Origin of the sequence: Buttiauxella sp. 3AFRM03 (assembly GCF_003675305.1) — a bacterium.
Taxonomy (GTDB): Bacteria; Pseudomonadota; Gammaproteobacteria; order Enterobacterales; family Enterobacteriaceae; genus Buttiauxella; species Buttiauxella ferragutiae.
Genome location: NZ_CP033076.1, coordinates 522149 through 545945 on the forward strand (window position 1 = coordinate 522149; position 23797 = coordinate 545945).

The 23797-nt window shown below is 49.1% G+C and carries 24 protein-coding genes and 1 other annotated feature (1 of these 25 only partly in view); of the genes, 8 read left to right on the forward strand and 16 right to left on the reverse strand.

Annotation, left to right across the window (positions count from 1 at the left end):
* Window positions 1–21 precede the first annotated feature (21 nt).
* Entirely contained in the window at window positions 22–684 is a 663-nt protein-coding gene (gene fsa / locus D8682_RS03665) for a fructose-6-phosphate aldolase (RefSeq protein WP_121813557.1), read from the reverse strand.
* A 132-nt stretch (window positions 685–816) separates the two neighbouring features.
* On the opposite strand from fsa, the gene D8682_RS03670 reads away from it, so the two are divergent.
* The 4 genes from D8682_RS03670 to osmB all read left to right on the forward strand — a co-directional run bounded on the left by D8682_RS03670 (window position 817) and on the right by osmB (window position 5439).
* Window positions 817–1716, forward strand: a complete 900-nt coding sequence (locus tag D8682_RS03670) for a glycyl-radical enzyme activating protein (RefSeq protein ID WP_121813558.1) — start codon at window positions 817–819, stop codon at window positions 1714–1716.
* Between the two features lie 4 nt (window positions 1717–1720).
* Window positions 1721–4153 (forward strand): formate C-acetyltransferase/glycerol dehydratase family glycyl radical enzyme, encoded by a 2433-nt coding sequence (locus tag D8682_RS03675; RefSeq protein WP_064546380.1) that lies wholly within the window; start codon window positions 1721–1723, stop codon window positions 4151–4153.
* A 43-nt stretch (window positions 4154–4196) separates the two neighbouring features.
* Window positions 4197–4955 (forward strand): DNA-binding transcriptional regulator YciT, encoded by a 759-nt coding sequence (locus D8682_RS03680; protein ID WP_064546378.1) that lies wholly within the window; start codon window positions 4197–4199, stop codon window positions 4953–4955.
* Window positions 4956–5220: 265 nt separating this feature from the next.
* The gene (gene osmB, locus D8682_RS03685; RefSeq protein WP_064546376.1) at window positions 5221–5439 is read left to right on the forward strand and encodes an osmotically-inducible lipoprotein OsmB; all 219 of its coding nucleotides are present in this window, start codon (window positions 5221–5223) and stop codon (window positions 5437–5439) included.
* A gap of 136 nt (window positions 5440–5575) precedes the next feature.
* Here the strand turns inward: osmB and yciH are convergent, their stop codons facing one another.
* From yciH to pgpB, 5 genes are all read right to left on the reverse strand, one after another.
* Window positions 5576–5902, reverse strand: coding sequence for a stress response translation initiation inhibitor YciH (yciH, locus tag D8682_RS03690; RefSeq protein ID WP_064546372.1), 327 nt, complete (start codon window positions 5900–5902; stop codon window positions 5576–5578).
* Window positions 5902–6639 carry an orotidine-5'-phosphate decarboxylase gene (pyrF, locus tag D8682_RS03695; protein ID WP_121813559.1) on the reverse strand — a complete coding sequence of 246 codons (738 nt, stop codon included), beginning with the start codon at window positions 6637–6639 and terminating at the stop codon, window positions 5902–5904. Before pyrF ends, yciH begins: the two co-directional genes overlap by 1 nt.
* A gap of 204 nt (window positions 6640–6843) precedes the next feature.
* Window positions 6844–8013 (reverse strand): lipopolysaccharide assembly protein LapB, encoded by a 1170-nt coding sequence (lapB, locus tag D8682_RS03700; protein WP_121813560.1) that lies wholly within the window; start codon window positions 8011–8013, stop codon window positions 6844–6846.
* Between the two features lie 6 nt (window positions 8014–8019).
* Window positions 8020–8325: a LapA family protein gene (locus D8682_RS03705; RefSeq protein WP_064546369.1), complete on the reverse strand. Its 306-nt coding sequence runs from the start codon at window positions 8323–8325 to the stop codon at window positions 8020–8022.
* A gap of 264 nt (window positions 8326–8589) precedes the next feature.
* Window positions 8590–9354, reverse strand: coding sequence for a phosphatidylglycerophosphatase B (gene pgpB / locus D8682_RS03710; RefSeq protein ID WP_064546366.1), 765 nt, complete (start codon window positions 9352–9354; stop codon window positions 8590–8592).
* A 208-nt stretch (window positions 9355–9562) separates the two neighbouring features.
* Here pgpB and ribA point away from each other — a divergent pair, with 208 nt between their 5' ends.
* Complete coding sequence (gene ribA, locus D8682_RS03715) at window positions 9563–10156, forward strand: GTP cyclohydrolase II (protein ID WP_064546364.1); 594 nt, start codon at window positions 9563–9565, stop codon at window positions 10154–10156.
* A 36-nt stretch (window positions 10157–10192) separates the two neighbouring features.
* Here the strand turns inward: ribA and acnA are convergent, their stop codons facing one another.
* From acnA to topA, 6 genes are all read right to left on the reverse strand, one after another.
* A complete protein-coding gene (acnA, locus tag D8682_RS03720) occupies window positions 10193–12868 on the reverse strand; it encodes an aconitate hydratase AcnA (RefSeq protein ID WP_064546362.1) in 2676 nt (891 codons plus the stop codon).
* A 183-nt stretch (window positions 12869–13051) separates the two neighbouring features.
* A complete protein-coding gene (gene ymiC / locus D8682_RS27385; RefSeq protein WP_305038228.1) occupies window positions 13052–13150 on the reverse strand; it encodes a small membrane protein YmiC in 99 nt (32 codons plus the stop codon).
* A gap of 161 nt (window positions 13151–13311) precedes the next feature.
* On the reverse strand, window positions 13312–13482 hold the full coding sequence (locus D8682_RS26660; RefSeq protein ID WP_162302978.1) for a hypothetical protein: 171 nt from the start codon (window positions 13480–13482) through the stop codon (window positions 13312–13314).
* 2 nt (window positions 13483–13484) lie between these two features.
* Window positions 13485–13646: a YmiA family putative membrane protein gene (locus D8682_RS27320; protein ID WP_121813561.1), complete on the reverse strand. Its 162-nt coding sequence runs from the start codon at window positions 13644–13646 to the stop codon at window positions 13485–13487.
* 318 nt (window positions 13647–13964) lie between these two features.
* A complete protein-coding gene (gene cysB, locus D8682_RS03730; RefSeq protein ID WP_064546360.1) occupies window positions 13965–14939 on the reverse strand; it encodes an HTH-type transcriptional regulator CysB in 975 nt (324 codons plus the stop codon).
* Window positions 14940–15130: 191 nt separating this feature from the next.
* Entirely contained in the window at window positions 15131–17728 is a 2598-nt protein-coding gene (topA, locus tag D8682_RS03735) for a type I DNA topoisomerase (protein ID WP_064546357.1), read from the reverse strand.
* A 399-nt stretch (window positions 17729–18127) separates the two neighbouring features.
* Between topA and D8682_RS03740 the strand changes: the two genes are divergently transcribed.
* The gene (locus tag D8682_RS03740; protein WP_064546355.1) at window positions 18128–18379 is read left to right on the forward strand and encodes a YciN family protein; all 252 of its coding nucleotides are present in this window, start codon (window positions 18128–18130) and stop codon (window positions 18377–18379) included.
* A gap of 59 nt (window positions 18380–18438) precedes the next feature.
* Here the strand turns inward: D8682_RS03740 and sohB are convergent, their stop codons facing one another.
* Window positions 18439–19488 (reverse strand): protease SohB, encoded by a 1050-nt coding sequence (gene sohB / locus D8682_RS03745; protein WP_121813562.1) that lies wholly within the window; start codon window positions 19486–19488, stop codon window positions 18439–18441.
* Between the two features lie 271 nt (window positions 19489–19759).
* Here sohB and D8682_RS03750 point away from each other — a divergent pair, with 271 nt between their 5' ends.
* Both D8682_RS03750 and cobO read left to right on the forward strand, forming a co-directional pair.
* Window positions 19760–20521, forward strand: coding sequence for a YciK family oxidoreductase (locus D8682_RS03750; RefSeq protein WP_121813563.1), 762 nt, complete (start codon window positions 19760–19762; stop codon window positions 20519–20521).
* Window positions 20518–21108, forward strand: coding sequence for a cob(I)yrinic acid a,c-diamide adenosyltransferase (gene cobO / locus D8682_RS03755; RefSeq protein ID WP_064546349.1), 591 nt, complete (start codon window positions 20518–20520; stop codon window positions 21106–21108). The genes D8682_RS03750 and cobO overlap by 4 nt, the downstream gene beginning before the upstream one ends.
* Window positions 21109–21140: 32 nt before the next feature.
* On the opposite strand, the gene rluB is transcribed toward cobO, so the two are convergent.
* The 3 genes from rluB to D8682_RS03770 form a co-directional block, all read right to left on the reverse strand.
* Window positions 21141–22019, reverse strand: a complete 879-nt coding sequence (rluB, locus tag D8682_RS03760) for a 23S rRNA pseudouridine(2605) synthase RluB (protein ID WP_064546347.1) — start codon at window positions 22017–22019, stop codon at window positions 21141–21143.
* A 95-nt stretch (window positions 22020–22114) separates the two neighbouring features.
* Window positions 22115–22735, reverse strand: coding sequence for an L-threonylcarbamoyladenylate synthase (locus D8682_RS03765; protein ID WP_121813564.1), 621 nt, complete (start codon window positions 22733–22735; stop codon window positions 22115–22117).
* Complete coding sequence (locus D8682_RS03770; protein WP_064546343.1) at window positions 22732–23613, reverse strand: PHP domain-containing protein; 882 nt, start codon at window positions 23611–23613, stop codon at window positions 22732–22734. The genes D8682_RS03765 and D8682_RS03770 overlap by 4 nt, the downstream gene beginning before the upstream one ends.
* Window positions 23614–23773: 160 nt before the next feature.
* Window positions 23774–23797, forward strand: a sequence feature (Trp leader region) (it continues 74 nt past the right edge of the window).

Sequence of the window (23797 nt, forward strand, 5' to 3'; positions counted from 1 at the left end):
CCGGCGAAAACCGGCACAGTTTTACAAGCTCAGTGAACCAAACGCCCCTTGCCAGTCCTTTTCGAATGTTGCAATCGCAGCATTCACCGCAGGTGTTGTCAGCAATTGCTCAGTGACATCAACCGGTAACGTAATCGCTTCACAACCCGCCAACAGGCAAGACATAGCCTGATGCGGCGTACGGAAACTGGCAGCCAGAATTTTCGATTGTGGTGCATGAAGCGTCAGCAATTGCTGTAAGTCCTGCACCATTTGAATACCATCGCCACCCTGCGCATCCAGGCGGTTCACATACGGTGCGACATATTCTGCACCTGCCAGCGCAGCCAGTAAGCCTTGCGCGGCACCATAAACCGCTGTCCCGAGTGTTGGGATGCCCAGTGCTTTTAATTGCTTCATTGCCGCCAGGCCTTCGACTGTGGTTGGAACTTTTACCACCAGACCCGGAACGCGTTTCACCAACAACTCGGCTTCTTTCACCATGTCATCAGCTTGTGCGGCAATGACTTGAGCAAATAATTTGCCTTCACCACCCAGCGCATCCTGCAACGCGGGCAACACTTCCCAAAGGGAAATGCCCGCTTTAGCTACAATTGATGGGTTGGTAGTCACGCCCTGCAAAGGCAAAACACGCGCTAAGCGTTTCACTGCGGCAACGTCAGCAGTATCTAAATACAGTTCCATAAACTCTCCAGATTTGTCGAATATCTCATTGCTCACATCATAACGTCACTGTCTGTTCCTTTGCTGATCGAAATCAATAAAACCTTCATTCGAAAGTAATCTAATTTACGAACAGAAGATAAAGGCGGGCTTATGCTATTTAATATCCAACGTTACTCAACACATGATGGTCCAGGTATCCGCACCGTGGTGTTCCTGAAAGGCTGCTCCTTAGGCTGCCGCTGGTGCCAGAATCCTGAAAGCCGTGCACGCAGTCAAGACGTTCTGTTTGATGAGCGCCTATGTCTTGCAGGCTGTGAGTTATGCCCACAAGCGGCTCCCCACGCTATCAGTCGTGTTGACGACTCGTTGGTTATCGCACGTGAGAAATTGCTGGCTGACGATATGGCCGCACTGGCCGACTGCTGCCCCACTCAAGCATTAAGCGTGTGCGGTGAGACACAGAGTGTTGATGCCATCATGCAGAAAGTCTTACGTGATAAACCGTTCTACGAACGTAGCGGTGGCGGTATTACGCTTTCCGGTGGCGAACCTTTTATGCAGCCTGATATTGCTGAGCAACTGCTGCGAAAAAGCAAAGAAGCGAGGATTCATACCGCTGTCGAATCTTGCTTGCATGTACCCTGGAAATATATCGAACCGACGCTCGAACATCTCGATTTGCTGCTCGCGGATCTCAAACATGTTGACGCGAAGCGTTTCAAACAATGGACCGATGGCAGCGCCGAACGCGTGCTGGATAACTTCCGCAAGCTGGCGGCACGCAATGTCGAAATGACGATACGGGTGCCATTAATCCCTGACTTTAATGCTGATGAGCAATCTATTCGTGCCATCTGCGATTTTGCCGCCGATGAAATTGGCGTCAAAGCGATTCACTTTTTGCCTTACCACACTTTAGGTATTAACAAATACAAGCTCCTGAATCTCCCTTATACGGCCGCGCACCAACCGCTTGATGCGCCAGAACTGCTGCAATTTGCTGAGCAGTACGCAAGCCAAAAAGGGATGACCGCCTGGATAAGAGGATAAACCGATGACCCAACTGAATCTGAACACCTTAAGCCAACGCATCAAAGATCATAAAGAAGCGTTGATTCATATCGTTAAGCCGCCGGTTTGTACTGAGCGCGCACAACACTATACGGCGATTTATCAGCAACATCAGGACAAGCCATTACCTGTGCGCCGCGCCCTCGCCCTCGCCCATCACCTTGCTGAACGTACTATCTGGATTAAGCATGATGAGCTGATTGTCGGGAACCAGGCAAGCCATGTGCGCGGTGCACCATTTTTTCCTGAATATACGGTAGGTTGGATCGAAACCGAGATCGATGAACTGGGCGACCGCCCTGGCGCTGGCTTCTCGATTTCAGATGCAGATAAAGCGGTAATGCACGAAATTTGCCCCTGGTGGCGCGGCCAGACGGTACAAGATCGCTGCTACGGAATGTTCACCGACGAGCAAAAAGAGTTGCTGGCAACCGGGATTATCAAAGCCGAAGGCAATATGACCTCTGGCGATGCGCACCTGGCGGTCAACTTCCCGCTGTTGCTGGAACTAGGTATTGATGGTTTACGTGCCAAAGTCGCTGAGCGCCGCTCACGCCTGCATCTCACCGACTGGGAAGATTTGCATAAAGAACAGTTCCTGAAAGCTATCGATATTACGTTTGTCGCGTTAAGCGATCATATTCAGCGTTTTGCGGTGCTTGCTAAAGAATTGGCGGCCAGCGAAAAACGTGTTGCACGCCGTGACGAGTTACTGGCCATGGCCGAAAACTGCGAGCTGATTGCCCACCAAAAACCGACCTCGTTCTGGCAGGCTTTGCAATTAAGTTACTTCGTGCAGTTAGTCTTGCAGATTGAGTCTAACGGTCACTCCGTTTCGTTTGGTCGCCTGGACCAGTTTCTGTATCCGTGGTATCGCCGCGATGTTGAACTCGAGCAAACTTTGGGTCGTGACCAGGCTATCGAGTTGCTGCAAAGCTGCTGGCTGAAGTTGCTCGAAGTTAACAAGATTCGTTCAGGTTCCCACTCGAAAGCATCTGCTGGTAGCCCGCTATACCAAAACGTGACCATTGGTGGCCAAACGCTAGTAAATGGTGAGGCCGTAGACGCGGTAAACCCACTCTCTTACGCCATTCTTGAATCATGCGGCCAGTTACGTTCAACACAGCCAAACTTGAGTGTGCGCTACCACGCAGGGATGAGTAATGACTTCCTCGACGCTTGCGTGCAGGTGATTCGCTGTGGTTTCGGGATGCCAGCGTTTAACAACGATGAAATCGTCATTGAAGAATTTATCAAACTGGGCGTCAGCCGCGAAGATGCTTATGATTATGCCGCTATCGGCTGTATCGAAACGGCGGTTGGTGGCAAGTGGGGTTATCGTTGCACAGGCATGAGTTTCATTAACTTCGCGCGGGTGATGTTGGCGGCGCTGGAACATGGGCGCGATGCAACCAGCGGTAAAATCTTCCTGCCACAACAACATGCGCTCTCCGCAGGCAACTTCACCCAGTTTGATCAGGTGATGAACGCCTGGGATACACAGATTCGCTATTACACTCAGAAATCCATCGAAATCGAATGTGTTGTTGATACCGTTCTGGAAGAAAATGCCCACGATATTCTTTGCTCTGCACTGGTGGATGACTGTATCGAACGCGGTAAGAGCATTAAGCAAGGCGGCGCTAAGTATGACTGGGTTTCAGGTCTGCAAGTCGGTATCGCCAACCTTGGCAACAGCCTTGCTGCGGTGAAAAAACTGGTGTTCGAACAAGGTGTCATTGGCCAGCAACAATTAGCCGAAGCGCTGGCAAATGATTTTGACGGTTTGACGGGTGAGCAACTGCGCCAACGCCTGATTAACAACGCGCCAAAATATGGTAACGATGAAGACGATGTCGATTTACTGCTGGCGCGCGCTTATCAGACGTACATTGATGAGCTAAAGCAGTATCACAATACTCGTTTTGGCCGCGGGCCTATCGGCGGGACATATTACGCAGGGACCTCTTCAATTTCTGCAAACGTGCCGTTTGGTGCTGCAACCATGGCAACACCAGATGGACGCAAAGCGACAACACCGCTGGCTGAAGGAGCAAGCCCCGCTTCAGGAACCGACCGCCTTGGGCCAACAGCCGTAATCAGTTCAGTGGGCAAATTGCCAACCAGTGAAATTCTGGGCGGTGTGCTACTGAATCAGAAACTGAATCCGGCGACACTGGATAACCCACGTGACCGTGAAAAGTTGATGATTATGCTGCGGACTTTCTTCGAAGAGCATAAAGGCTGGCATGTACAATACAACATTGTTTCCCGTGAAACCCTGTTAGATGCCAAACAACATCCTGATAAGTATCGCGATCTGGTGGTTCGTGTAGCAGGTTATTCTGCTTTCTTTACCGCCTTATCTCCGGACGCTCAGGATGATATTATAGCCCGCACAGAACACACACTTTAATAATCCAGGCGGTGCTTTATGCACCGCCCAAAATTTGGCTGACATGAATTCCAGACAACAAATTATTTTACAGATGGTGATTGATCAAGGTCGCATGAGTGTGACCGATCTCGCTAAAAAAACCGGAGTCTCAGAAGTGACCATTCGCCAGGATCTCAATCTTCTGGAGAAAAAAAACTATCTGAAGCGTATCCATGGCTATGCCGTTCCGCTGGATAGCGAAGACGTTGAAACGCGAATGATGAACAATTATTCGCTTAAACGGCATCTCGCTGATTTTGCAGCGACTTTAGTTAACGATGGCGAAACGATTTTTATCGAGAATGGCAGTTGTAATGCGCTGCTGGCACGGGCACTGGCCGAGCAGAAAAAAATCACTCTGATTACTGTCAGCAGTTACATTGCTCATCTTCTGAAAGATACTGACTGTGAAGTTGTTTTGCTTGGCGGCATCTACCAGAAAAAAAGCGAAAGTATGGTTGGGCCTCTGACACGTCAATTTATCCAGCAGGTACACTTCAGCAAAGCGTTCATCGGCATTGACGGTTTCTTGCCTGAAACTGGATTCACCAGCCGCGATATGATGCGTGCCGACGTGGTGAATACCGTGTTGGAAAAAGGCAGTGAAATCATTGTTCTGACAGACAGCACCAAGTTTGGTGCGATGCACCCCTACACGCTGGGGCCGATTTCATGTATCAATCGCGTGATCACTGATGACGGTATTAGCGAAATCACCGGTCAGCAACTGCAAGACACTGGTGTTCAAGTTAATATTGTTAAACAATTTCCCATTACGTAATCACGACGTTTAACTGCCTGCATCCCCCGCAGGCAGTCCTCATATCAGAATTATCCTGCACACCCTTTAAGATTATTTACCTGTTGTAATCCACCGTATAAATTAGAATATTTAACAGCGATATAACAGAACGTGATAATCACTGGCGTTATCTTTTAGGTCTATATCGACATGCAGTTTCACGGTAACTTTCTTTAAGTAGGTTAATTGCCTCTATACTTAAAGTGACTTATTTCCGTGAATCAATAATTCAGGAGAGAGTATTATGACCTTAAATAACAAAAAAATTGCTGCCGTTGCTTTGGCCTTGACCGTTGCGATGTCTTTGAGCGCCTGTTCTAACTGGTCTACACGTGACCGTAACACTGCGATTGGTGCCGGTGCAGGTGCTGTAGGTGGCGCGGTCTTAACCGATGGTAGTGCATTGGGTACCTTAGGTGGTGCGGCGGTTGGTGGTATTATTGGCCATCAGGTGAGTAAATAATTTTTGCTGCCAGCAAAAGCGTAAACGCTTTAATAATTATAAAAGCTATAATATTCAGGTCTGACTCCCGGCAGTCATAATAAAAGGCCACGGTAATTTTACCGTGGCCTAATTATTTTAGATTTCGATAGGTGAATCAACCGCCTGCTAATTTCACCTTCATACCTTTAGCTTCAAGCAGTGATTTAATCAGGTCGCGTTTGTCACCCTGAATTTCAATCACTCCATCCTTTAGCGAACCACCGCAACCACATTTCTTTTTAAGTTCTGCCGCTAAAGTCGCTAATTGCGCATCATCCATATCAATACCGGTTACCAGGCAAACACCTTTGCCTTTTCGCCCGCTGGTCTGACGTTGGATGCGCACCACACCATCCCCTTTTGGGCGGATGGTCGCGGCTTTAGGCTCATCAATGCGTCCAGATTCTGTGGAATACACTAAACGGCTGTTATCGTCTTTCATCACGCCCCCTGCTGTAAAGAGGCCCGGATATCACGCAGAGTTTGAGCAGGATCTGTCGATTGGGTGATCGGGCGTCCAATAACCATGAAATCTACACCTGCAATCTGCGCTTGCTGTGGTGTCATAATGCGGCGTTGGTCGCCTGCATCACTACCAGCCGGACGAATTCCTGGGGTGACCAGTTTGAAGTCTTGACCCAGTTCACTTTTAAAACGCACAGCTTCTTGTGCGGAACAAACCACACCATCCAAACCACAATTCTGTGTCAATCGAGCCAGACGTTCTGCGTATTCAGCAGGCGTGGCCGTAATCCCGAGATCGGCCAAATCGTTGGCTTCCATGCTGGTCAACACGGTTACTGCAATCAGCAACGGAGCATCGTTACCAAATGGTAACAAAGCTTCACGAGCAGCACTCATCATGCGCGCCCCACCACTGGCATGAACGTTTACCATCCATACGCCAAGCTCGGCTGCGGCAGCAACTGCACGAGCTGTGGTATTTGGGATATCGTGGAATTTCAAATCGAGGAACACATCAAAGCCACGTTGCTGGATGTCTCGCACCAGTTGTGGCCCAAACAGAGTAAACATCTCCTTGCCCACTTTCAGGCGGCAATCGCGCGGGTCGATACGGTCAATGAAAGCTAAAGCTTTATCACGATTATCGTAATCAAGTGCGACGACAATAGGAGAATCAGTGGCAACACGGGAGGAGGAGGATGCAGTTGAATTCATGGCTAAACCTTCTGATGTTGGGCAGCAATGCGGCGCAAGAGATAAACGGCAAGCATTCTACCCGCGGGAGACACAAAATTACAGTTGCCATTGCACCTTGCAAGGCACAAACGACACGGTGTTGATGTGAGGATACCAGGATTAACTATTAGTATGTTGTAACTAAAGTATGGTGTTTTTTTATAGATGGACAATAACTAACCGTTATTGCCCATCTAACCCCCGAATAGGTTTAATCGTCGACCAGGCACGGCAAGACGGACAATGCCAGTACAGCGTGAAAGCGGTAAAACCGCATTTTTGGCAGCGATAGCGTGGTTTGGTACGCACTTGTTCGCCAACCATATCACGTAGCACCATCAGGCTCTCTTTAGCACGCCCTTCTTCCGCTTCCTGCAAGTGATAATCCATCAACCGATGGAACAGACGCATGGTCGGATGACGCTGGAGTTGGCGGTTGATATAAACCTGCGCGACTTCAGAACCTTCTTTTTGCTCAAGGATCTCAGCAAGCATCAGTTCAGCACCTGCCCCGGTATTTTCTTCAACACAACGTTTTAAGAACGCTTCCCACTCTGGTCGTTTGTCTAACTGTTGATAGCAAGTTTGCAACATTTCGAGAGTTTCGCTGACTAACTCGCTGTCTTGATCGATAACACGTTGTAGCGATTCCACGGCTTTAGCGTATTCATTACGAGCCATGAAGATACGGCCCATCATGATTGAAATACGCGCGCAGTTTTTATCGGCTGCGGCCCCTTTTTTTAGCAATGACATGGCACGTTCCAGGTCATCACTGGCAATCAACTGCAACGCTTGTTCACAATAGAAATGGGCAATTTCGGTGCGTTGCTTATCTTTACCAAGCTTAACCAGGCGCTCTGCTACATCAATGGCTTTTTGCCAGTCACTGGTAGCCTGGTGGATAAGCAGCAACTGCTGTAGTGCACCAATGCGGAAATCAGTTTCATCAATCAGTTGCGCGAACATATCTTCGGCACGGTCATACAGACCAGCGGCCATATAGTCACGGCCCAACTGTTGTACAGCCAGCAAGCGCTGATCGTAAGTTAACGAGGCACTTTCCATTAATGATTGGTGGATTCGAATGGCACGGTCAACTTCACCACGAGAACGGAACAAGTTACCCAGCGTGAGGTGAGCTTCAACAGTGCTGGTATCCTCTTTAAGCATATCGAGAAATAAATCGACAGCTTTATCTTGCTGGTTCGACAGCAAGAAGTTAACCCCCGCCACATAGTCACGCGACAGGCGGTTAGCTTCTTGTTGCTTATCTTGATGCGCGCTTCTGCGCCCCATATACCAACCGTAAGCGGCGGCAATAGGCAAGAGCAGAAACAACAATTCCAGCATGGCAGGTTATTCCTTCACAGCCGGTACCGCCGCTGCTATGGCGTCAGAATCCGTGGTAATTTGCTGCTCAAGGCGTTTGATCTTGCGATCGGCGCGTGTCAGCGAAACACGCAAACGCAGCCAAAACAGGCCACAAATAATCCAACCCAGTAAAAAACCCGCAGCAAAAAGGGTCGCCAGTAATGTGGAGACTCGATATTCGCCTTGTGCCAGCAGATAGTTAAAAGTAACAACCTGATCGTTTTGTGCGCCCAAAGTGACTGAAATCACAAAAATCGCTAGCACCAGTAAGAAAATGAATAAATATTTCACATTACTTCCCGTCATGTGGTCTTACGCGACTATCACCATTAACATTCGAGTGGCTGGCCGGCGGCAAGAAAACTTATCCCGATGAGCTTACGTTCGTAAGTCATCCGGTAAGTGAGTGCAGCCAACATCCGCGCAGCTCGAAGGTTGATGGAGATACATTAAGCGCTAATGTTTTTCCAACTATATAAACTACCATTTCCCGGTTCTTCGTGGAATCCATTGAGCGCGTTCAATTCATAAGAAATGGGGGTTAAATCAATAATCTCAAGGCTCGGCATCCCGTTCGGCTATTTCGTCAGCTTCTTGCGGCGGCGGCGATAATGGTCCGCACAATTTCTGAGCAAGCCAGGTTGCCAGTGTTATCAGCACCCAAGAGATAAGTGTGGCAACGACTAAGTCACGGGGCCAGTGCATTCCGAGCACTAATCGACTGCCCATCACCCCCGTCGCCCAAACCAACAGTAAAGCGATGGTCCAGGTTCTTCGGCGGGGCCACAGTAGCCCTACTCCCAATAATGCCCAACTTGCCGCAAACATGGTATGCCCTGACGGGAAAGCAAAACCGGTCTCTTTTTGCCAGTGTTGGCGTAACCATTCTGGTAATTCTTGCTGCGATTTAAGCTGATTTTTTACCAACTCGCTACGCTGTTTACGTTTTAAATTGTAGAACTCATCTGTCGGAATATGTTGTGTTTTTTCAAGCCATACCACGAAAGGACGAGGTTCCTGCACTTTGTCTTTGATGACAGATTTAACGCCCTGCCCAATAAGAATAGCGGCTCCGAGAATCGCAAACAGCATCAGCGCGGCTTTTAGGCGAAACCTTAGGCACCATAAAAACCAGCCACATAGCAAAACATGGGTAATGATGCCCCAGGGTTGGGTGACGGTCTCCGTGACCCAATACATCATTTTCAACCAACTACCTTGCCCGCCAGGAACCCACTGCCAACCAGAGATCCACACGGCTAAAGGCATCACCAACAGTAATCCAGCACCCATTGTTGTTCGTTTTGCTATCGCTCGCATTGCTTATCCTTATGCTATTTGAATCTCAAGGATACCCGATAAACAGCATCGAAGGGAAAGCGGGAAGTCTTACATAGGGTAAAACCAGGAGTCTGCCCAGTCTATTAGGCGAAGTGGTCGGCGTTGTGGCAAACTAAGCAGTAGTAATTAAACAAGCCAGTCAGCTGGCAGGCACCGTAAGTGCCACTATAAGTACCTGGAGAATCACATGCAGCTTAAACGTGTGGCAGAAGCCAAACTGCCAACCCCATGGGGCGATTTCCTGATGGTGGGCTTTGAAGAATTGGCAACCGGGCAAGATCATGTTGCTCTGGTTTTTGGTGATATAACCGGAAATGATTCTGTTCTGGCGCGTGTACATTCAGAGTGTCTGACGGGCGATGCCCTATTCAGCCTGCGCTGTGACTGTGGTTTTCAGCTTGAAGCTGCATTAACCCATATCGCCGAAGAAGGCCGTGGTGTGTTGTTGTATCACCGCCAGGAAGGTCGCAATATTGGTCTGCTTAATAAAATCCGCGCTTATGCTTTACAAGATAAAGGCTACGATACCGTGGAAGCTAACCATCAGCTTGGTTTTGCCGCTGATGAACGTGACTTCACGCTATGCGCCGATATGTTTAAGTTATTAGGTGTCGATGCAGTTCGTTTGCTGACCAATAACCCGCGCAAAGTAGAAATTCTCAGCGAAGCAGGGATTAATATTGTGGAACGTGTGCCGCTCATCGTGGGCCGTAACCCTAAGAACGCACATTATCTGGATACTAAAGCCGCTAAAATGGGCCACTTGCTGTCTGAAGATTAAGTTATTTTCTCCCCCATCGCTGGGGGAGAATTCTGGCTAGTTCAGCATGTTACGAATCACATAATGCAGGATGCCGTCATTTTTGAAGTACGTCAGTTCATTACCGGTATCAATTCGGCAGCGGCATTCAACCACCTCTTTTCTTCCATCCGCAAACGTCAATGATACAGGAACCGAAACGCCCGGCGTAAGGTCGTTCAGGCCACTAATATCAACAAACTCCTCGCCAGTCAGCCCTAACGTTTTGCGCGTCACACCGTCTGGAAACTCCAGAGGAAGAATGCCCATACCAATCAGGTTGGAGCGGTGAATACGCTCGAATGACTCCGCTATCACCACTCTTACACCGAGCAACCGTGGCCCTTTAGCCGCCCAGTCGCGGCTGGATCCCGAACCATATTCTTTACCGGCAAACACGGCTAACGGAATACCTTTATCGCGATAACGCATCGCCGCATCATAAATCGAAATAACTTCATCACCTGGTAGCAAGCGAGTCATGCCGCCTTCTACTCCAGGCACCATTTCATTGCGAATACGGATGTTGGCAAAAGTCCCGCGCATCATCACTTCATGGTTACCACGGCGTGAACCGTAGGAGTTAAATTCTTTACGTTCAACCCCATGATTCTGCAAATAACGCCCCGCTGGGCTATCAGGCTTAATGCTCCCTGCCGGAGAAATATGGTCAGTGGTAACAGAGTCTCCCAGCATGGCCAACACGCGCGCACCATGAATATCTTGCAGCGGTTTAGGTGTGGCTTCCATATCATCAAAGAATGGTGACAAGCGGATGTAGGTAGAATCACTCTGCCAGCCGTAAGTATCTGAGTGAGCGACTTCAATATTGCGCCATTCCGGCGTACCCTCGAACACTTCCGCGTATTCTTTGTGGAACATTTCTGTCGAAACTTGCGCGACTGCGCGGGCAATTTCCAGACTGCTCGGCCAAATATCTTTGAGATAAACCGGATCGCCTTTTTTATCATGCCCCAGCGGATCGGTTGTCAGGTTCACATTCATGTTCCCGGCCAGAGCATAAGCCACCACCAGCGGCGGTGAAGCCAGCCAGTTGGTTTTCACCAAAGGATGAATGCGCCCTTCGAAATTACGGTTCCCCGAAAGCACGGCCCCAACGGTAAGATCGCCCTTCTTGATTGCTTGTTCAATCGGATCGGGTAACGGACCGGAGTTACCAATGCACGTGGTGCAACCATAACCCACCAAATTAAAGCCTAAGGCGTTGAGATACGGCGTTAGCCCAGCTTTGGCCAGATAGTCAGAAACGACTTTAGAACCCGGAGCCAAAGAAGCTTTCACCCACGGTTGGCGTTTCAAGCCTAAGGTCACTGCTTTTTTAGCCAGTAGCCCCGCGGCCATTAATACACTTGGGTTGGAGGTGTTAGTACAGGAGGTAATGGCTGAAATCACGACCGCACCGTCGGGTAATTGGTACTCACGCCCGTCCATGGTGTAGTCAACTGGAGCACGATCTTTATGAGAGGTGTTCACTTCCAGTTCGTTACTGGCATTAAACGCTTTAGGAACATCGCCTAACGGCACGCGATCCTGTGGCCGTTTCGGCCCAGCCAGACTTGCTTCTACCTCGTCCATATCCAGTGCCAGTGTGCTGGTAAATACCGGTTCATCGCCAGTATTTCGCCACATCCCCTGCACCTTCGCATAGGCTTCTACCAGCGCGATTTGCTCCTCGCTGCGTCCACTCAGGCGCATGTAATCCAGTGTCACCGCATCAATCGGGAAGAAACCACACGTCGCGCCATATTCTGGCGCCATATTGGCAATGGTCGCACGATCGGCCAGTGGTAAAGTGTCGAGGCCGTCGCCATAAAATTCGACAAATTTGCCAACCACTCCGTGCTTACGCAGCATTTGTGTGACGGTCAATACCAGGTCTGTTGCGGTGATACCTTCACGCAATTTGCCATCAAGTTTAAAGCCGACGACATCCGGGATAAGCATGGAAACCGGCTGGCCTAACATGGCGGCCTCAGCTTCAATACCACCGACACCCCAACCCAAAACGCCAAGGCCGTTAATCATCGTGGTGTGGGAATCGGTGCCGACCAGCGTGTCAGGATAGGCAACCAACTCATTGCCCTGCATTTCGCTCCACACCGCTTTACCCAGATATTCGAGATTAACCTGGTGGCAAATCCCGGTTCCCGGTGGCACCACGCTAAAGCGACTGAATGCCTGCTGCCCCCAACGCAGGAAAACGTAACGCTCGTGGTTACGCTCCATTTCGAGGCGCACGTTTTCCTCGAAAGCTTCGTCATTACCGAAATGATCAACCGTTACCGAGTGGTCGATAACCAGATCAACTGGGGACAGAGGATTGACTTTGGCGACATCGCCACCAAGACGTTTTACCGCCTCGCGCATCGCGGCCAAATCAACAACGGCGGGAACACCGGTAAAATCTTGCATTAGTACACGTGCGGGACGATAAGCTATTTCACGATCGGCATGGGCATTTTTCAGCCAACCTGCCAGGGCATGAATATCGTCCTGAGTAACGGAGTTTTCATCCTGCCAGCGCAACAGGTTTTCAAGCAGAACTTTTAACGACTTGGGTAAACGGGTGATATCCCCAAGTTCCTTTGCAGCCAGTGGCAAACTGTAATAATGATAGGTTTTATTCAGCGCCTGTAGAGTGTCCTTACTGGCCTCGCGTAGGGTTAACGACATAGCTCCTCCTTAAATTTCTTAGGATAGCGGTATCCCGGATGAAGATCAGGGACAGTATTAAAGATAACACAAAGATGTCGTAACGATTTGATAACAACCCGAATTGATAAATCAGAAGGTGTAAAGGGAAAGGAAGAGTGAATCAGCGCCCCGGCAGAGAACCAGGGCACAAGCAAGAAAGTGTTACTGAGTCAGCATCCAGACCATTTGCACCCAAAAGGCTAACGAAACGGTAAATGCGGTGAACCATGACCAGTACTTGACGCTACAGTGAGTATTCATAAGCCGCTCTCTTTATTTTAGTAAACACTGTGACTGAATAATTAATCAGTCGATTTGAATATTGCTGTGTGTAGTGATTACTTAAAGAGTGTGCTCTTAATCACGCTTAATTATAAAGTGTGACTGACAGCAAGTTAAATAAAGGTAAATGAGAATTATATTTATTGTTTAATATGTTCGTCTGTTGAAAACAGATCGATAAAGTCTTTTTGTTGTTGCGTCAGTTGCCACGACTCTGGCACCTGAGCCTTTCCAGGTTTCGCTTCTTGTTGTGGTTTGTCATCTTTCTGACGCACCGTTTTCTGCGCTTGTGTTTGAGCAAAGGAAGTCATTGTTACCCCCAAAAATGCCATGCAGCCACTGCAACGACTAGCCAAAACAAACCTGAGACCAGAAACACCGCCATCCAGGCTTTACGTTTCAGCCCTGATTCCCTTTGCGGTTCTTCACTTCCAGAAGGCATTGCTAACCTCATACAATCGGCACCACTTATCATATAAACTCAAACAATCGGTATAATTAATCGCTGACTGGGATTAATCCTAAAGAAACTCTAGTACAAAAGCCAGAGAAATTGCTCCCCGATTGCAGGAAAAGATTTAATCTTTTGACCTCAAATAAATAATTGAAACATTAAATTTGCATGGCGGTAAATTATTATCTACGTTTGTCTCTTAATTGAGACAGATTAACCACTTACATCTTATGGTTAATAAAAATCTGACGGGATATTAATTATCAGGCGGGTTGAAACATATTCTTAAGTGCAACTGAGAAGAGGTATCTTTCCCTATGGAAAAGATACCTTGGGATATTATTTTGCGGGTAACTTAATATCTTTGAACATCGCCTCAATATCTTCGTTTGAACGTAATGCGACCGCAGTATCGACAACATCACGAGTCAGATGTGGTGCGAAACGCTGAATAAAATCATACATGTAACTACGTAAGAACGTGCTGCGGCGGAAACCAATTTTGGTCGTGCTGTGGCTGAATACGCCCTGTGCTTCAATACGGACCAGATCCGGGTCAGAGACAGGATCAACCGCCATACTGGCTATCACGCCCACACCTAACCCCAACCTTACATAAGTTTTAATCACGTCAGCATCTGTTGCGGTAAACACAATACGCGGCGTCAAACCTGCACGATTAAATGCGGTATCCAGCTCGGAGCGCCCAGTAAAACCAAAGGTGTAAGTGACCAACGGATATTGCGCCAGCTCTTCGATAGAGACAGACTCTTTCGATGCTAACGGATGATCTGGGGTGACAACGATCGAACGGTTCCAGTGATAGCACGGCAGCATCACCAAATCATCGTAAAGGTGTAATGCTTCGGTTGCTATCGCAAAATCAGCATTCCCCTTGGAAACCGCTTCCGCAATTTGCGTTGGCGAGCCCTGGTGCATGTGAAGCGATACTCGCGGATAGCGTTCAATAAAGCCTTTGATCACATTCGGCAGCGCGTAACGCGCTTGTGTATGCGTCGTGGCGACGTACAAAGAACCTTTATCAGGCCAGGTGTGCTCACCCGCGACCGATTTAATCGCATCGACTTTCGACAGCACTTCACGGGCGATACGGATAATCTCTTGTCCCGCAGGCGTCACCTGCGTCAGGTGCTTGCCGCTACGAGCAAAGATCTGAATCCCCAGTTCATCTTCCAACATCCGAACTTGTTTACTGATCCCCGGCTGAGAAGTATAAAGCCCTTCGGCCGTCGAAGAGACGTTGAGGTTGTGGTTGACCACCTCGACGATATAACGAAGTTGCTGTAGTTTCATGGTGTTCCATCCGCAGTAAAAGCAGCCCCGGTATGAACAGCGACGGGGATTCAGACGTGGTGAAATTTTCTTAAGCCACTATATCAGTTATATCTTCTATGTATAGTTTGAAAGAAAAAATAATAATAAGGTTATATACGCAGATATAAAAAAGCCGGAGCACAGGCCCCGGCTTTCAATGTTAAAGAGAGTTACTTCTTCCCTTCAACCCACTTACCATCCACAAAGAACGCAGACCAACCGGTCGCTTTGCCTTCTTTCTCGGAGGAAACATATTGCTGCTTCGTCTTACGGCTAAAACGAACAACGGCTTTATTGCCATCAGCGTCTTGCTGTGGTGCATCAGCCAGATAACGCAGTTTTTCTGGCAGACGGTCACGGAAGCGATACAGTTCTTCAACCAGTGGCGCACGTGTTTCACGAGATTTCGGGAAAGTGTTTGCCGCAAGGAAAACACCGGCCGCGCCATCACGCAGTACAAAGTACGCGTCTGATTTCTCACAAGGCAACTCTGGTAATGGAACCGGATCTTCCTTCGGTGGAGCCACATCGCCATTACGCAGGATCTTACGGGTATTTTTACAATCGTCGTTAGTACAAGCCATGTACTTACCAAAACGCCCCATTTTCAGGTGCATTTCAGAACCACATTTCTCACACTCAACAATTGGACCGTCATAACCTTTGATGCGGAACTCACCCTCTTCGATTTCGTAGCCATCACAAGTTGGGTTGTTACCACAAACATGTAACTTACGTTTCGGATCGATGAGATAGCTGTCCATTGCGGTGCCGCATTTAGCACAACGACGTTTCGCACGCAGCGCATTGGTTTCCGCATCATCCCCTTCGAGGACGTTGAGGACTTCATTTTCCGGCACCAGGTTAATGGTGGTTTTGCAACGCTCTTTGACGGGCAACGCGTAACCTGAGCAACCTAAGAACACACCAGTACTGGCGGTACGGATACCCATTTGACGACTACACGTTGGGCAATCGATACTGGTCAGAACCATTTGGTTTGGACGCATGCCGCCTTCTTCCGGATCCAGTTCAGCTTTACCCAACTGTTCACTGAAATCACTGAAGAAGTTATCCAACACCCCTTTCCACTCGGCCTGATTGTTAGCGACCTGGTCGAGGCTGCTTTCCATTTGCGCGGTGAAATCGTAGTTCATCAACTCGCGGAAGTTTTCTTCCAGGCGGTCGGTAACAATTTCACCCATTTTCTCCGCATAGAAACGGCGGTTTTCCACACGCACATAACCACGATCCTGGATGGTGGAAATGATCGATGCGTAGGTAGACGGACGGCCAATGCCACGTTTTTCCAGCTCTTTAACCAACGAGGCTTCACTAAAGCGCGCCGGTGGTTTGGTAAAGTGCTGTCCAGGGATGACTTCTACAAGCGCCAGTTCATCACCCTGCTCAACAGCAGGCAATGTGCGGTCTTCGTCGCCCTTGCGCAGCGCAGGCATTACTTTCGTCCAGCCATCAAAACGCAGCGTGCGACCACGCGTTTTAAGACGGAAATCACCCGCTTGCACCGTTAGGGTGGTGGAGTCGTATTGTGCAGGAGTCATCTGACACGCTACAAACTGACGCCAGATCAACTGGTAGAGTTTTTGCGCGTCAGCTTCCATATCTTTAAGCGACTCAGCAACCACACTCACGTCAGAAGGACGAATCGCTTCGTGCGCTTCTTGCGAGTTTTCTTTGCTGGAATACTGGTTTGCAGCGGCTGGAAGATATTTCTTACCGAAACTCTCTTCGATATAGCCACGCACCATGCCCACGGCATCCTGGCTCAAGTTGGTTGAGTCGGTACGCATGTAAGTAATGTGACCCGCTTCATACAGACGCTGAGCCATCATCATGGTTTTCTTCACACCAAAACCAAGACGGGTACTTGCGGCTTGCTGCAACGTGGATGTGATAAACGGCGCACCAGGCTTGCTGCTGGTTGGTTTATCTTCACGCTCAAGCACTGAGTAACGTGCTTTTTCCAACTCGCTAACCGCAGACATGGTCTGCTCGCGGTTAACCGGGCGGAACGGTTTGTCTTTATGGTGGCTGACCTGAACCGGCAGACTGTCACCTTTCGGCGTCGTCAGATTCGCGTCAACTTCCCAATATTCTTCTGGCACAAACGCTTTAATTTCGCGTTCGCGGTCAACAACCAGACGTACAGCAACAGACTGTACGCGGCCGGCAGACAGGCCACGGGCAATTTTCTTCCACAGCAGCGGCGACACCATATAACCCACAACACGGTCCATAAAGCGACGCGCTTGCTGTGCGTTAACACGGTCGATATTCAGTTCGCCCGGCTTTTCAAACGCCTGTTGAATGGCATTTTTAGTAATTTCGTTAAACACCACGCGGCTATAACGCGTGTCATCACCACCGATAACTTCCCGCAGGTGCCATGCAATGGCTTCCCCTTCGCGGTCAAGGTCGGTTGCGAGATAGATATGGTCTGCTTTTTCAGCCAGTGATTTCAGTTCTGAAACCACTTTTTCTTTACCAGGCAGCACTTCATATTGTGCTTCCCAGTTGTGCCAGGGATCGACACCCATACGATTTACGAGCGCGCCGCGTTCATCCTTTTTGACCTTTTTGGTCCCTTTGGTGGAGGCGGAGTCAGCGCTCTTCTTGGTGGTTGATCCACTGGTCGGCAAATCACGGATATGACCTACGCTGGACTTAACCACGTAGTCATTGCCGAGATATTTGTTGATCGTTTTGGCTTTTGCCGGGGACTCAACGATGACGAGAGCTTTACCCATATTCACCTTACCTAATGTAATTCTTCCAGGAACGTCGCACGTTACTTTCACCTTCCACTGGCGACTCGCTTTTCTATATTGCGACAGCGTCAATGGATATCAACTCTTTTTTCATCACCAGCCTGATTGAGCTAAATGCGCAGGTGATTGAGATAGCGAGTCTTTCGCATCGGTGACATAGCACGACGGAAGTTTGGTTGAATGTCAAGCAATTCCGTTGCCAGATTTGCGAAAGCGTCACACTCTACCTGATAAAATGAGTTAAGCAACTTTATTAGCATGCAGCAGCGATTCCTGCCAGAACAGTAAACGGATTAAATCACCCTGGGTTTACTCAGGAATATTGCCCTTTGCAGTATAGCGGAAGTACACTACTGCCAGTTTTTAAAGGAGGAAATAATGAAACCAACCACTCAACCTATCGATAAACAATCACTACTCGTTGAAGCCAACAAAGTCATCCGCGCACATGAAGACTTCATGCACGGAATGGAAGCAACGGACGTAGAGCAAAAAAACGGGGTGCTGGTGTTCAAAGGTGAATACTTCCTTGATGAGCAAGGCTTACCTACCGGGAAAAGCACCGCGATTTTTAATATGTTTAAGCATCTTGCGCATGTGTTTGCAGATAAATATCACCTGCAAGACTAATGAAAAAAACGAGGCCAAATGGCCTCGTTTTCATTTAATGTTGTTCAGCCATAACTGGCTTACAGCAATGGTTTTTCACCACGCTGCCACCAGCGCATCAGCAGGTTATCAACGCTATTTGCCGCACTGCCGGTAAATCTGTCCATCATTTTCTTACGGCGCGTATAGTGAACATTAATCACTTCATGATTTTTCATCAGATTGATCAGTAAATCGTCGCTGGTGCTTACTGCATCAATCAAGCCTTTTTCCAGTGCTTGCGTACCGTACCAGTGCTCACCTGTCGCCACCGAATCGATATCAAGTGTCGGGCGCATGTCATGAACAAACTGCTTAAATAGCAGGTGAGTTTCATTGAGGTCTTCGCGGAATTTCTCACGCCCCTGCTCGGTGTTTTCACCAAACAACGTCAAGGTGCGCTTGTATTGCCCTGCGGTATGCAGCTCAACATCTATATCATTACGTTTTAACAGGCGATGGAAGTTAGGCACCTGCGCGACTACACCAATCGAGCCAATAATAGAAAACGGTGCTGCGACAATTTTGTCTGCCACACAAGCCATCATATAGCCACCGCTGGCAGCTACTTTATCCACTGCGACCGTCAGACGGACTTTGTTGTCACGCAGGCGCTGCAATTGCGAAGCAGCCAGGCCATAACCATGCACGACTCCGCCTGGGCTCTCCAGGCGCAGTAGAACTTCATCCTCAGGTTTGACGACCGCTAATACCGCTGTTATCTCTTCACGAAGCGAAGTCACTTCGTGGGCATCCATACTTCCTTTAAAATCCAATACATAAAGTGTTGGTTTATCAGAAATAACCTTTTCACCCCGTTTAGCACGCGCTTTAGCTTGTTTTGCTTCCAGCTTATGTTTTTTCTTCTCTGCTTTATGCCAGATTTTTTGCTGGTGATGGTCAAGCCTTGCCACCTGCATTTCTTCCTGCATTTCCTGATATTGTTCACTTAAATTGGTGAGATGTAATTCCCCACGCTGATGTCTTTTACGCCCTGCCACATTCACGATAATGGTGACAAGAATGCCAATAGCCGCAACGACAGTGACGATTTTCGCCAAAAACAGCCCATAGTTTGCAATTAGATCCACACTTTCCGCCTTCCGTTCAGAGCATTAAATACCTGTCGCCCAGTGTAACCGAGCACTGATTCTACGTCTGCAACCAACTATAAATGCTGCGAGATGCATTCCTGAACGGCTTTAGTAAAAGGAAACTTTTGCAAAATGTTAATCAAAGGTATTGTCTCCTGTTGCCTGATTGAAATAACCGCCTCTTTCAGGCATAAAGCCTGAAGGCCAAATAAACCCAGGCATTTCTGAGAATTAAGACGCGAGCTTTGCATCGCGCGAGGAGTTGAAAGTGCACTATCAACCGAAAACTGATTTACTGCAAAACCGCATCATTTTAGTCACCGGTGCCAGCGATGGCATCGGGCGTGAAGCCGCCTTAACCTATGCGCGTTATGGGGCAAGCCTCGTGTTGTTGGGGCGTAATGAAGAAAAATTACGCACCACAGCCCAGGAGATTAACACCCGCTTCGGTGGCCAGCCACACTGGTTCGTGCTGGATTTTGCCACCGCTACACCTGCAGATTGCCAGCATCTGGCGCAAAAACTTTCCGGGCTCATTCCTCGTATGGATGGAGTATTACACAATGCAGGGATTCTCGGCGATGTTCGGCCAATGGACGAACAAGATCCGCAAACGTGGCACAACGTCATGCAGGTGAATGTCAACGTCACCTTCTTTCTGACCCAGGCCCTGCTTCCTTTATTACTGAAGTCAGATTCAGGTTCGCTGGTGTTTACCAGCTCCAGTGTTGGTCGTCAGGGTCGTGCGGGTTGGGGGGCATACGCGGTGTCAAAATTCGCCACTGAGGGCATGATGCAGGTGTTGGCTGAGGAATATAAACAGCATAACCTACGCGTAAATTGCATTAATCCAGGCGGGACGCGCACCGCCATGCGCGCCAGTGCATTTCCAACTGAAGACCCCGAAAAGCTGAAAACACCGCGGGATTTAATGCCGCTTTATTTATGGCTGATGGGTGATGATAGTCGCCGTAAAACAGGCATGAGCTTTGACGCGCAACCCAACCGTAGACCAGGAATTTCCGAATGAGTGAAGATCGTTATCAACAACGCCAGCAGCGCCAGAAAGAAAAAGTGGATGCCCGTGTTGCAGCAGCGCAAGAAGAACGCGGTATTTTGATTGTCTTTACCGGGAACGGTAAAGGTAAAACTACTGCAGCATTTGGCACCGCAACCCGCGCAGTTGGGCACGGACAAAAAGTGGGCGTCATTCAGTTTATCAAAGGTCAATGGCCGAATGGGGAGCGTAATTTACTCGAACCTGCCGGTGTCGAATTTCAGGTAATGGCGACAGGTTTTACCTGGGACACGCAAAACCGCGAAACGGATACCGCCGCCTGCCAGGAAGTGTGGCAACACGCAAAGCGTATGCTCGCCGATAGCGCACTGGATATGGTTATCCTCGACGAAATAACCTATATGGTGGCATACGATTATTTACCGCTAGAAGAGGTGCTGGCCGCGCTGACACAGCGTCCTGAGAACCAGACCGTGATTATTACTGGCCGTGGGTGTCATCGGGATATTCTTGAAGTGGCGGATACGGTGAGTGAATTGAGGCCGGTGAAACATGCTTTTGATGCGGGTGTTAAAGCACAGATAGGTATCGACTATTAGTAAAAAACCCCTCAGTTGAGGGGTTTGATATTTTAGCTGCTGCGTCCACCACGGCGGCCGCCGCCAGTGGTTTGCGTGTGGCGTTTCACCGCACGACGAATCTGGTTCGCCTTCATGCGACGACGGTCTTTTTCAACCGCCACTTTGCTTTCTGTCTCTTCCGGCAACTCTACCAGCTTACGCAGATAGTTGGTTGGGCCCAGGTCGAGTTCAGTATAGCCGCCACGTGGCAAGCCTTTCGGCAACTGAATGTCACCGTAACGCACACGGATCAAGCGGCTAACCTGCACACCTACCGCTTCCCACAGGCGACGCACTTCACGGTTGCGGCCTTCGGTCAGGGTCACGTTGTACCATTGGTTAATGCCTTCGCCACCGGTAAACTTGATGGTTTTAAATGCGGCCGGGCCATCTTCAAGCTGCACACCACGACCGAGTTGCTTCACTTTGTCGTCGTCAATTTCGCCGAAGACACGCACTGCATACTCACGCTCTACTTCACGGCTTGGGTGCATCAGGCGGTTTGCCAGCTCACCATCCGTCGTGAAAAGCAGCAGACCGCAGGTGTTCACATCCAGACGACCGACCGCAATCCAGCGCGCACCGCGCAGTTTTGGTAAACGGTCAAATACAGTTGGACGCCCTTCCGGATCGTTACGCGTACACAATTCGCCTTCCGGCTTATAGTAAGCCAGCACGCGACAAATCTGTTCTGCGGATTCTTTAATCGAGATCAGGTGACCATCAATACGGATTTTCAGGGCCTGAGTCACTTCAACACGGTCGCCCAGCTTGGCAATTTTGCCATCAACGCTAACGCGGCCTGCGGAGATAATGGTTTCAATTTCACGGCGTGAACCGTGGCCGGCGCGAGCCAGGACTTTTTGTAACTTTTCGCTCTTATCGCTCATTGAGCTTCCTCGGGTGTCGCCTTCACAGGCGTCGAATTGGGATAATGGGGCACATCAGCCCCATTTTAGGCCGGACAGTATAGCTGTAGATGCACTTATAAGAAAGGTTTTGCGTCGCCCACGCCTTCACGAATAACCACTGGTGCATCATCCGTTAAATCAACCACGGTTGTCGGTTGCTGGCCAAGATAACCACCGTGGATAACCAGATCGACAACCTTCTCCAGGCGGTCTTTGATTTCTTCCGGATCTGACTCCGTAAACTCACTGCCTGGCAGCATCAGCGATGTTGATAACATCGGTTGGTCCAGGACTTCCAGCAAGGCTAACGCAATCGGATTCGACGGCACTCGCAAACCGATGGTTTTGCGTTTTTCCTGCAACAAACGACGCGGAACTTCTTTGGTGCCTTTGAGAATAAAAGTGTAATTACCTGGCGTGTTATTTTTGATTAAGCGAAACGCCACGTTATCAACAAATGCGTAAGTTGAAAGCTCCGACAAATCACGGCACATCAAGGTAAAATTGTGCCCGTCGGGTAATTGGCGAATGCGGCAAATACGCTCCATTGCCGTTTTATCTTCAAGTTTACAGCCCAGTGCATAACCCGAGTCGGTTGGGTAAACAATCACGCCGCCCTTGCGAACAATTTCAACCGCCTGGTTGATCAGGCGCTGCTGTGGGTTATCCGGGTGAATATAGAAAAATTGACTCATAAAACCCTCTCTTTTGCGATGTGGCCGCCACCCCAATTCTGCCAGACAGGCACCACACCTGCCGGGAGCCAAAGCTTGCGTCCTAGCTCAATCCACGCACACGGCATATGGAAATCTGAGCCCTGTGATGCCAACAAATTAAACTGCTGGGCATAACTGGCAAGCAGGGTGCGCTCATTGGGGGCTTGCTGACACTGCGCGACTTCCATGGCATCGCCACCACTTTCGGCAAACTGCGCCAGCAATCTTTTCAGCCATTTAGCCGTCAGGTCATAACGGCCTGGATGTGCCAGAACCGCCTGCCCGCCAGAATGATGAATCACATCAATAGCTTGTTCTATTGTACACCACTGTGGCGGAACGTAACCGGTTTTCCCTTTTGCGAGATATTTCTTAAACACGTCCGCCATGGTCTTGGCTTTACCGCACTCCACCAGGTAACGTGCAAAATGCCCACGCGTGACTTCCCCGCCGTTGGCATGGCGCATCGCGCCTTCTAACGCACCGGGGATATGTGCTTTTTCAAGCCGTTCGGCGATCAACGCCGCACGTTGTACACGGCGCTCACTTTGTTGCGCCAAAAATTCCGCCAGTGCCGGGTGATGTTCATCAACACCTAACCCAACGATATGGATTTCATGATTTTCCCAGAGGGTGGAAATCTCAACACCACTGATTAAACGCAATGGCAATTGCAGACGTGATACTGCTTCCCTTGCCGCGGCAATTCCGGCTACTGTGTCATGGTCGGTGATTGCCAGAATACCAACACGCATATCGACAGCACGTTGCACCAACGCCTCGGGCGTTAACAGGCCATCTGACGCGGTGGTATGGCTATGTAAGTCGTAAATCACCGCAAGTGTGGGTTCGCTCAAAATGGCTCCGGGTGTGTTAGTAAACTTAAAAAACGCCGCTCATCATAGCGATTTTATCGATAACTAAAAATCGCTATTGACTTTGAATCATCGAACTAGTTAACTAGTACGCAAGTTCACACGATAAAGGTATCTGAAAATGAAAGCGATAATCCGCATGCACAGCTGGTGGCGTACTTCCTGA

Coding starts and splice junctions, on each gene's coding strand:
- osmB (WP_064546376.1), top strand. CDS start 5,221: ATGACCTTAAATAACAAAAAAATTGCTGCCGTTGCTTTGGCCTTGACC.
- D8682_RS03740 (WP_064546355.1), top strand. CDS start 18,128: ATGAAACCAACCACTCAACCTATCGATAAACAATCACTACTCGTTGAA.
- pgpB (WP_064546366.1), bottom strand. CDS start 9,354: ATGCGAGCGATAGCAAAACGAACAACAATGGGTGCTGGATTACTGTTG.
- acnA (WP_064546362.1), bottom strand. CDS start 12,868: ATGTCGTTAACCCTACGCGAGGCCAGTAAGGACACTCTACAGGCGCTG.
- cysB (WP_064546360.1), bottom strand. CDS start 14,939: ATGAAACTACAGCAACTTCGTTATATCGTCGAGGTGGTCAACCACAAC.
- D8682_RS03675 (WP_064546380.1), top strand. CDS start 1,721: ATGACCCAACTGAATCTGAACACCTTAAGCCAACGCATCAAAGATCAT.
- D8682_RS26660 (WP_162302978.1), bottom strand. CDS start 13,482: ATGACTTCCTTTGCTCAAACACAAGCGCAGAAAACGGTGCGTCAGAAA.
- ribA (WP_064546364.1), top strand. CDS start 9,563: ATGCAGCTTAAACGTGTGGCAGAAGCCAAACTGCCAACCCCATGGGGC.
- fsa (WP_121813557.1), bottom strand. CDS start 684: ATGGAACTGTATTTAGATACTGCTGACGTTGCCGCAGTGAAACGCTTA.
- cobO (WP_064546349.1), top strand. CDS start 20,518: ATGAGTGAAGATCGTTATCAACAACGCCAGCAGCGCCAGAAAGAAAAA.
- pyrF (WP_121813559.1), bottom strand. CDS start 6,639: ATGAATTCAACTGCATCCTCCTCCTCCCGTGTTGCCACTGATTCTCCT.
- topA (WP_064546357.1), bottom strand. CDS start 17,728: ATGGGTAAAGCTCTCGTCATCGTTGAGTCCCCGGCAAAAGCCAAAACG.
- D8682_RS03680 (WP_064546378.1), top strand. CDS start 4,197: ATGAATTCCAGACAACAAATTATTTTACAGATGGTGATTGATCAAGGT.
- D8682_RS03765 (WP_121813564.1), bottom strand. CDS start 22,735: ATGAGTCAATTTTTCTATATTCACCCGGATAACCCACAGCAGCGCCTG.
- D8682_RS03670 (WP_121813558.1), top strand. CDS start 817: ATGCTATTTAATATCCAACGTTACTCAACACATGATGGTCCAGGTATC.
- D8682_RS27320 (WP_121813561.1), bottom strand. CDS start 13,646: ATGATAAGTGGTGCCGATTGTATGAGGTTAGCAATGCCTTCTGGAAGT.
- rluB (WP_064546347.1), bottom strand. CDS start 22,019: ATGAGCGATAAGAGCGAAAAGTTACAAAAAGTCCTGGCTCGCGCCGGC.
- lapB (WP_121813560.1), bottom strand. CDS start 8,013: ATGCTGGAATTGTTGTTTCTGCTCTTGCCTATTGCCGCCGCTTACGGT.
- yciH (WP_064546372.1), bottom strand. CDS start 5,902: ATGAAAGACGATAACAGCCGTTTAGTGTATTCCACAGAATCTGGACGC.
- ymiC (WP_305038228.1), bottom strand. CDS start 13,150: ATGAATACTCACTGTAGCGTCAAGTACTGGTCATGGTTCACCGCATTT.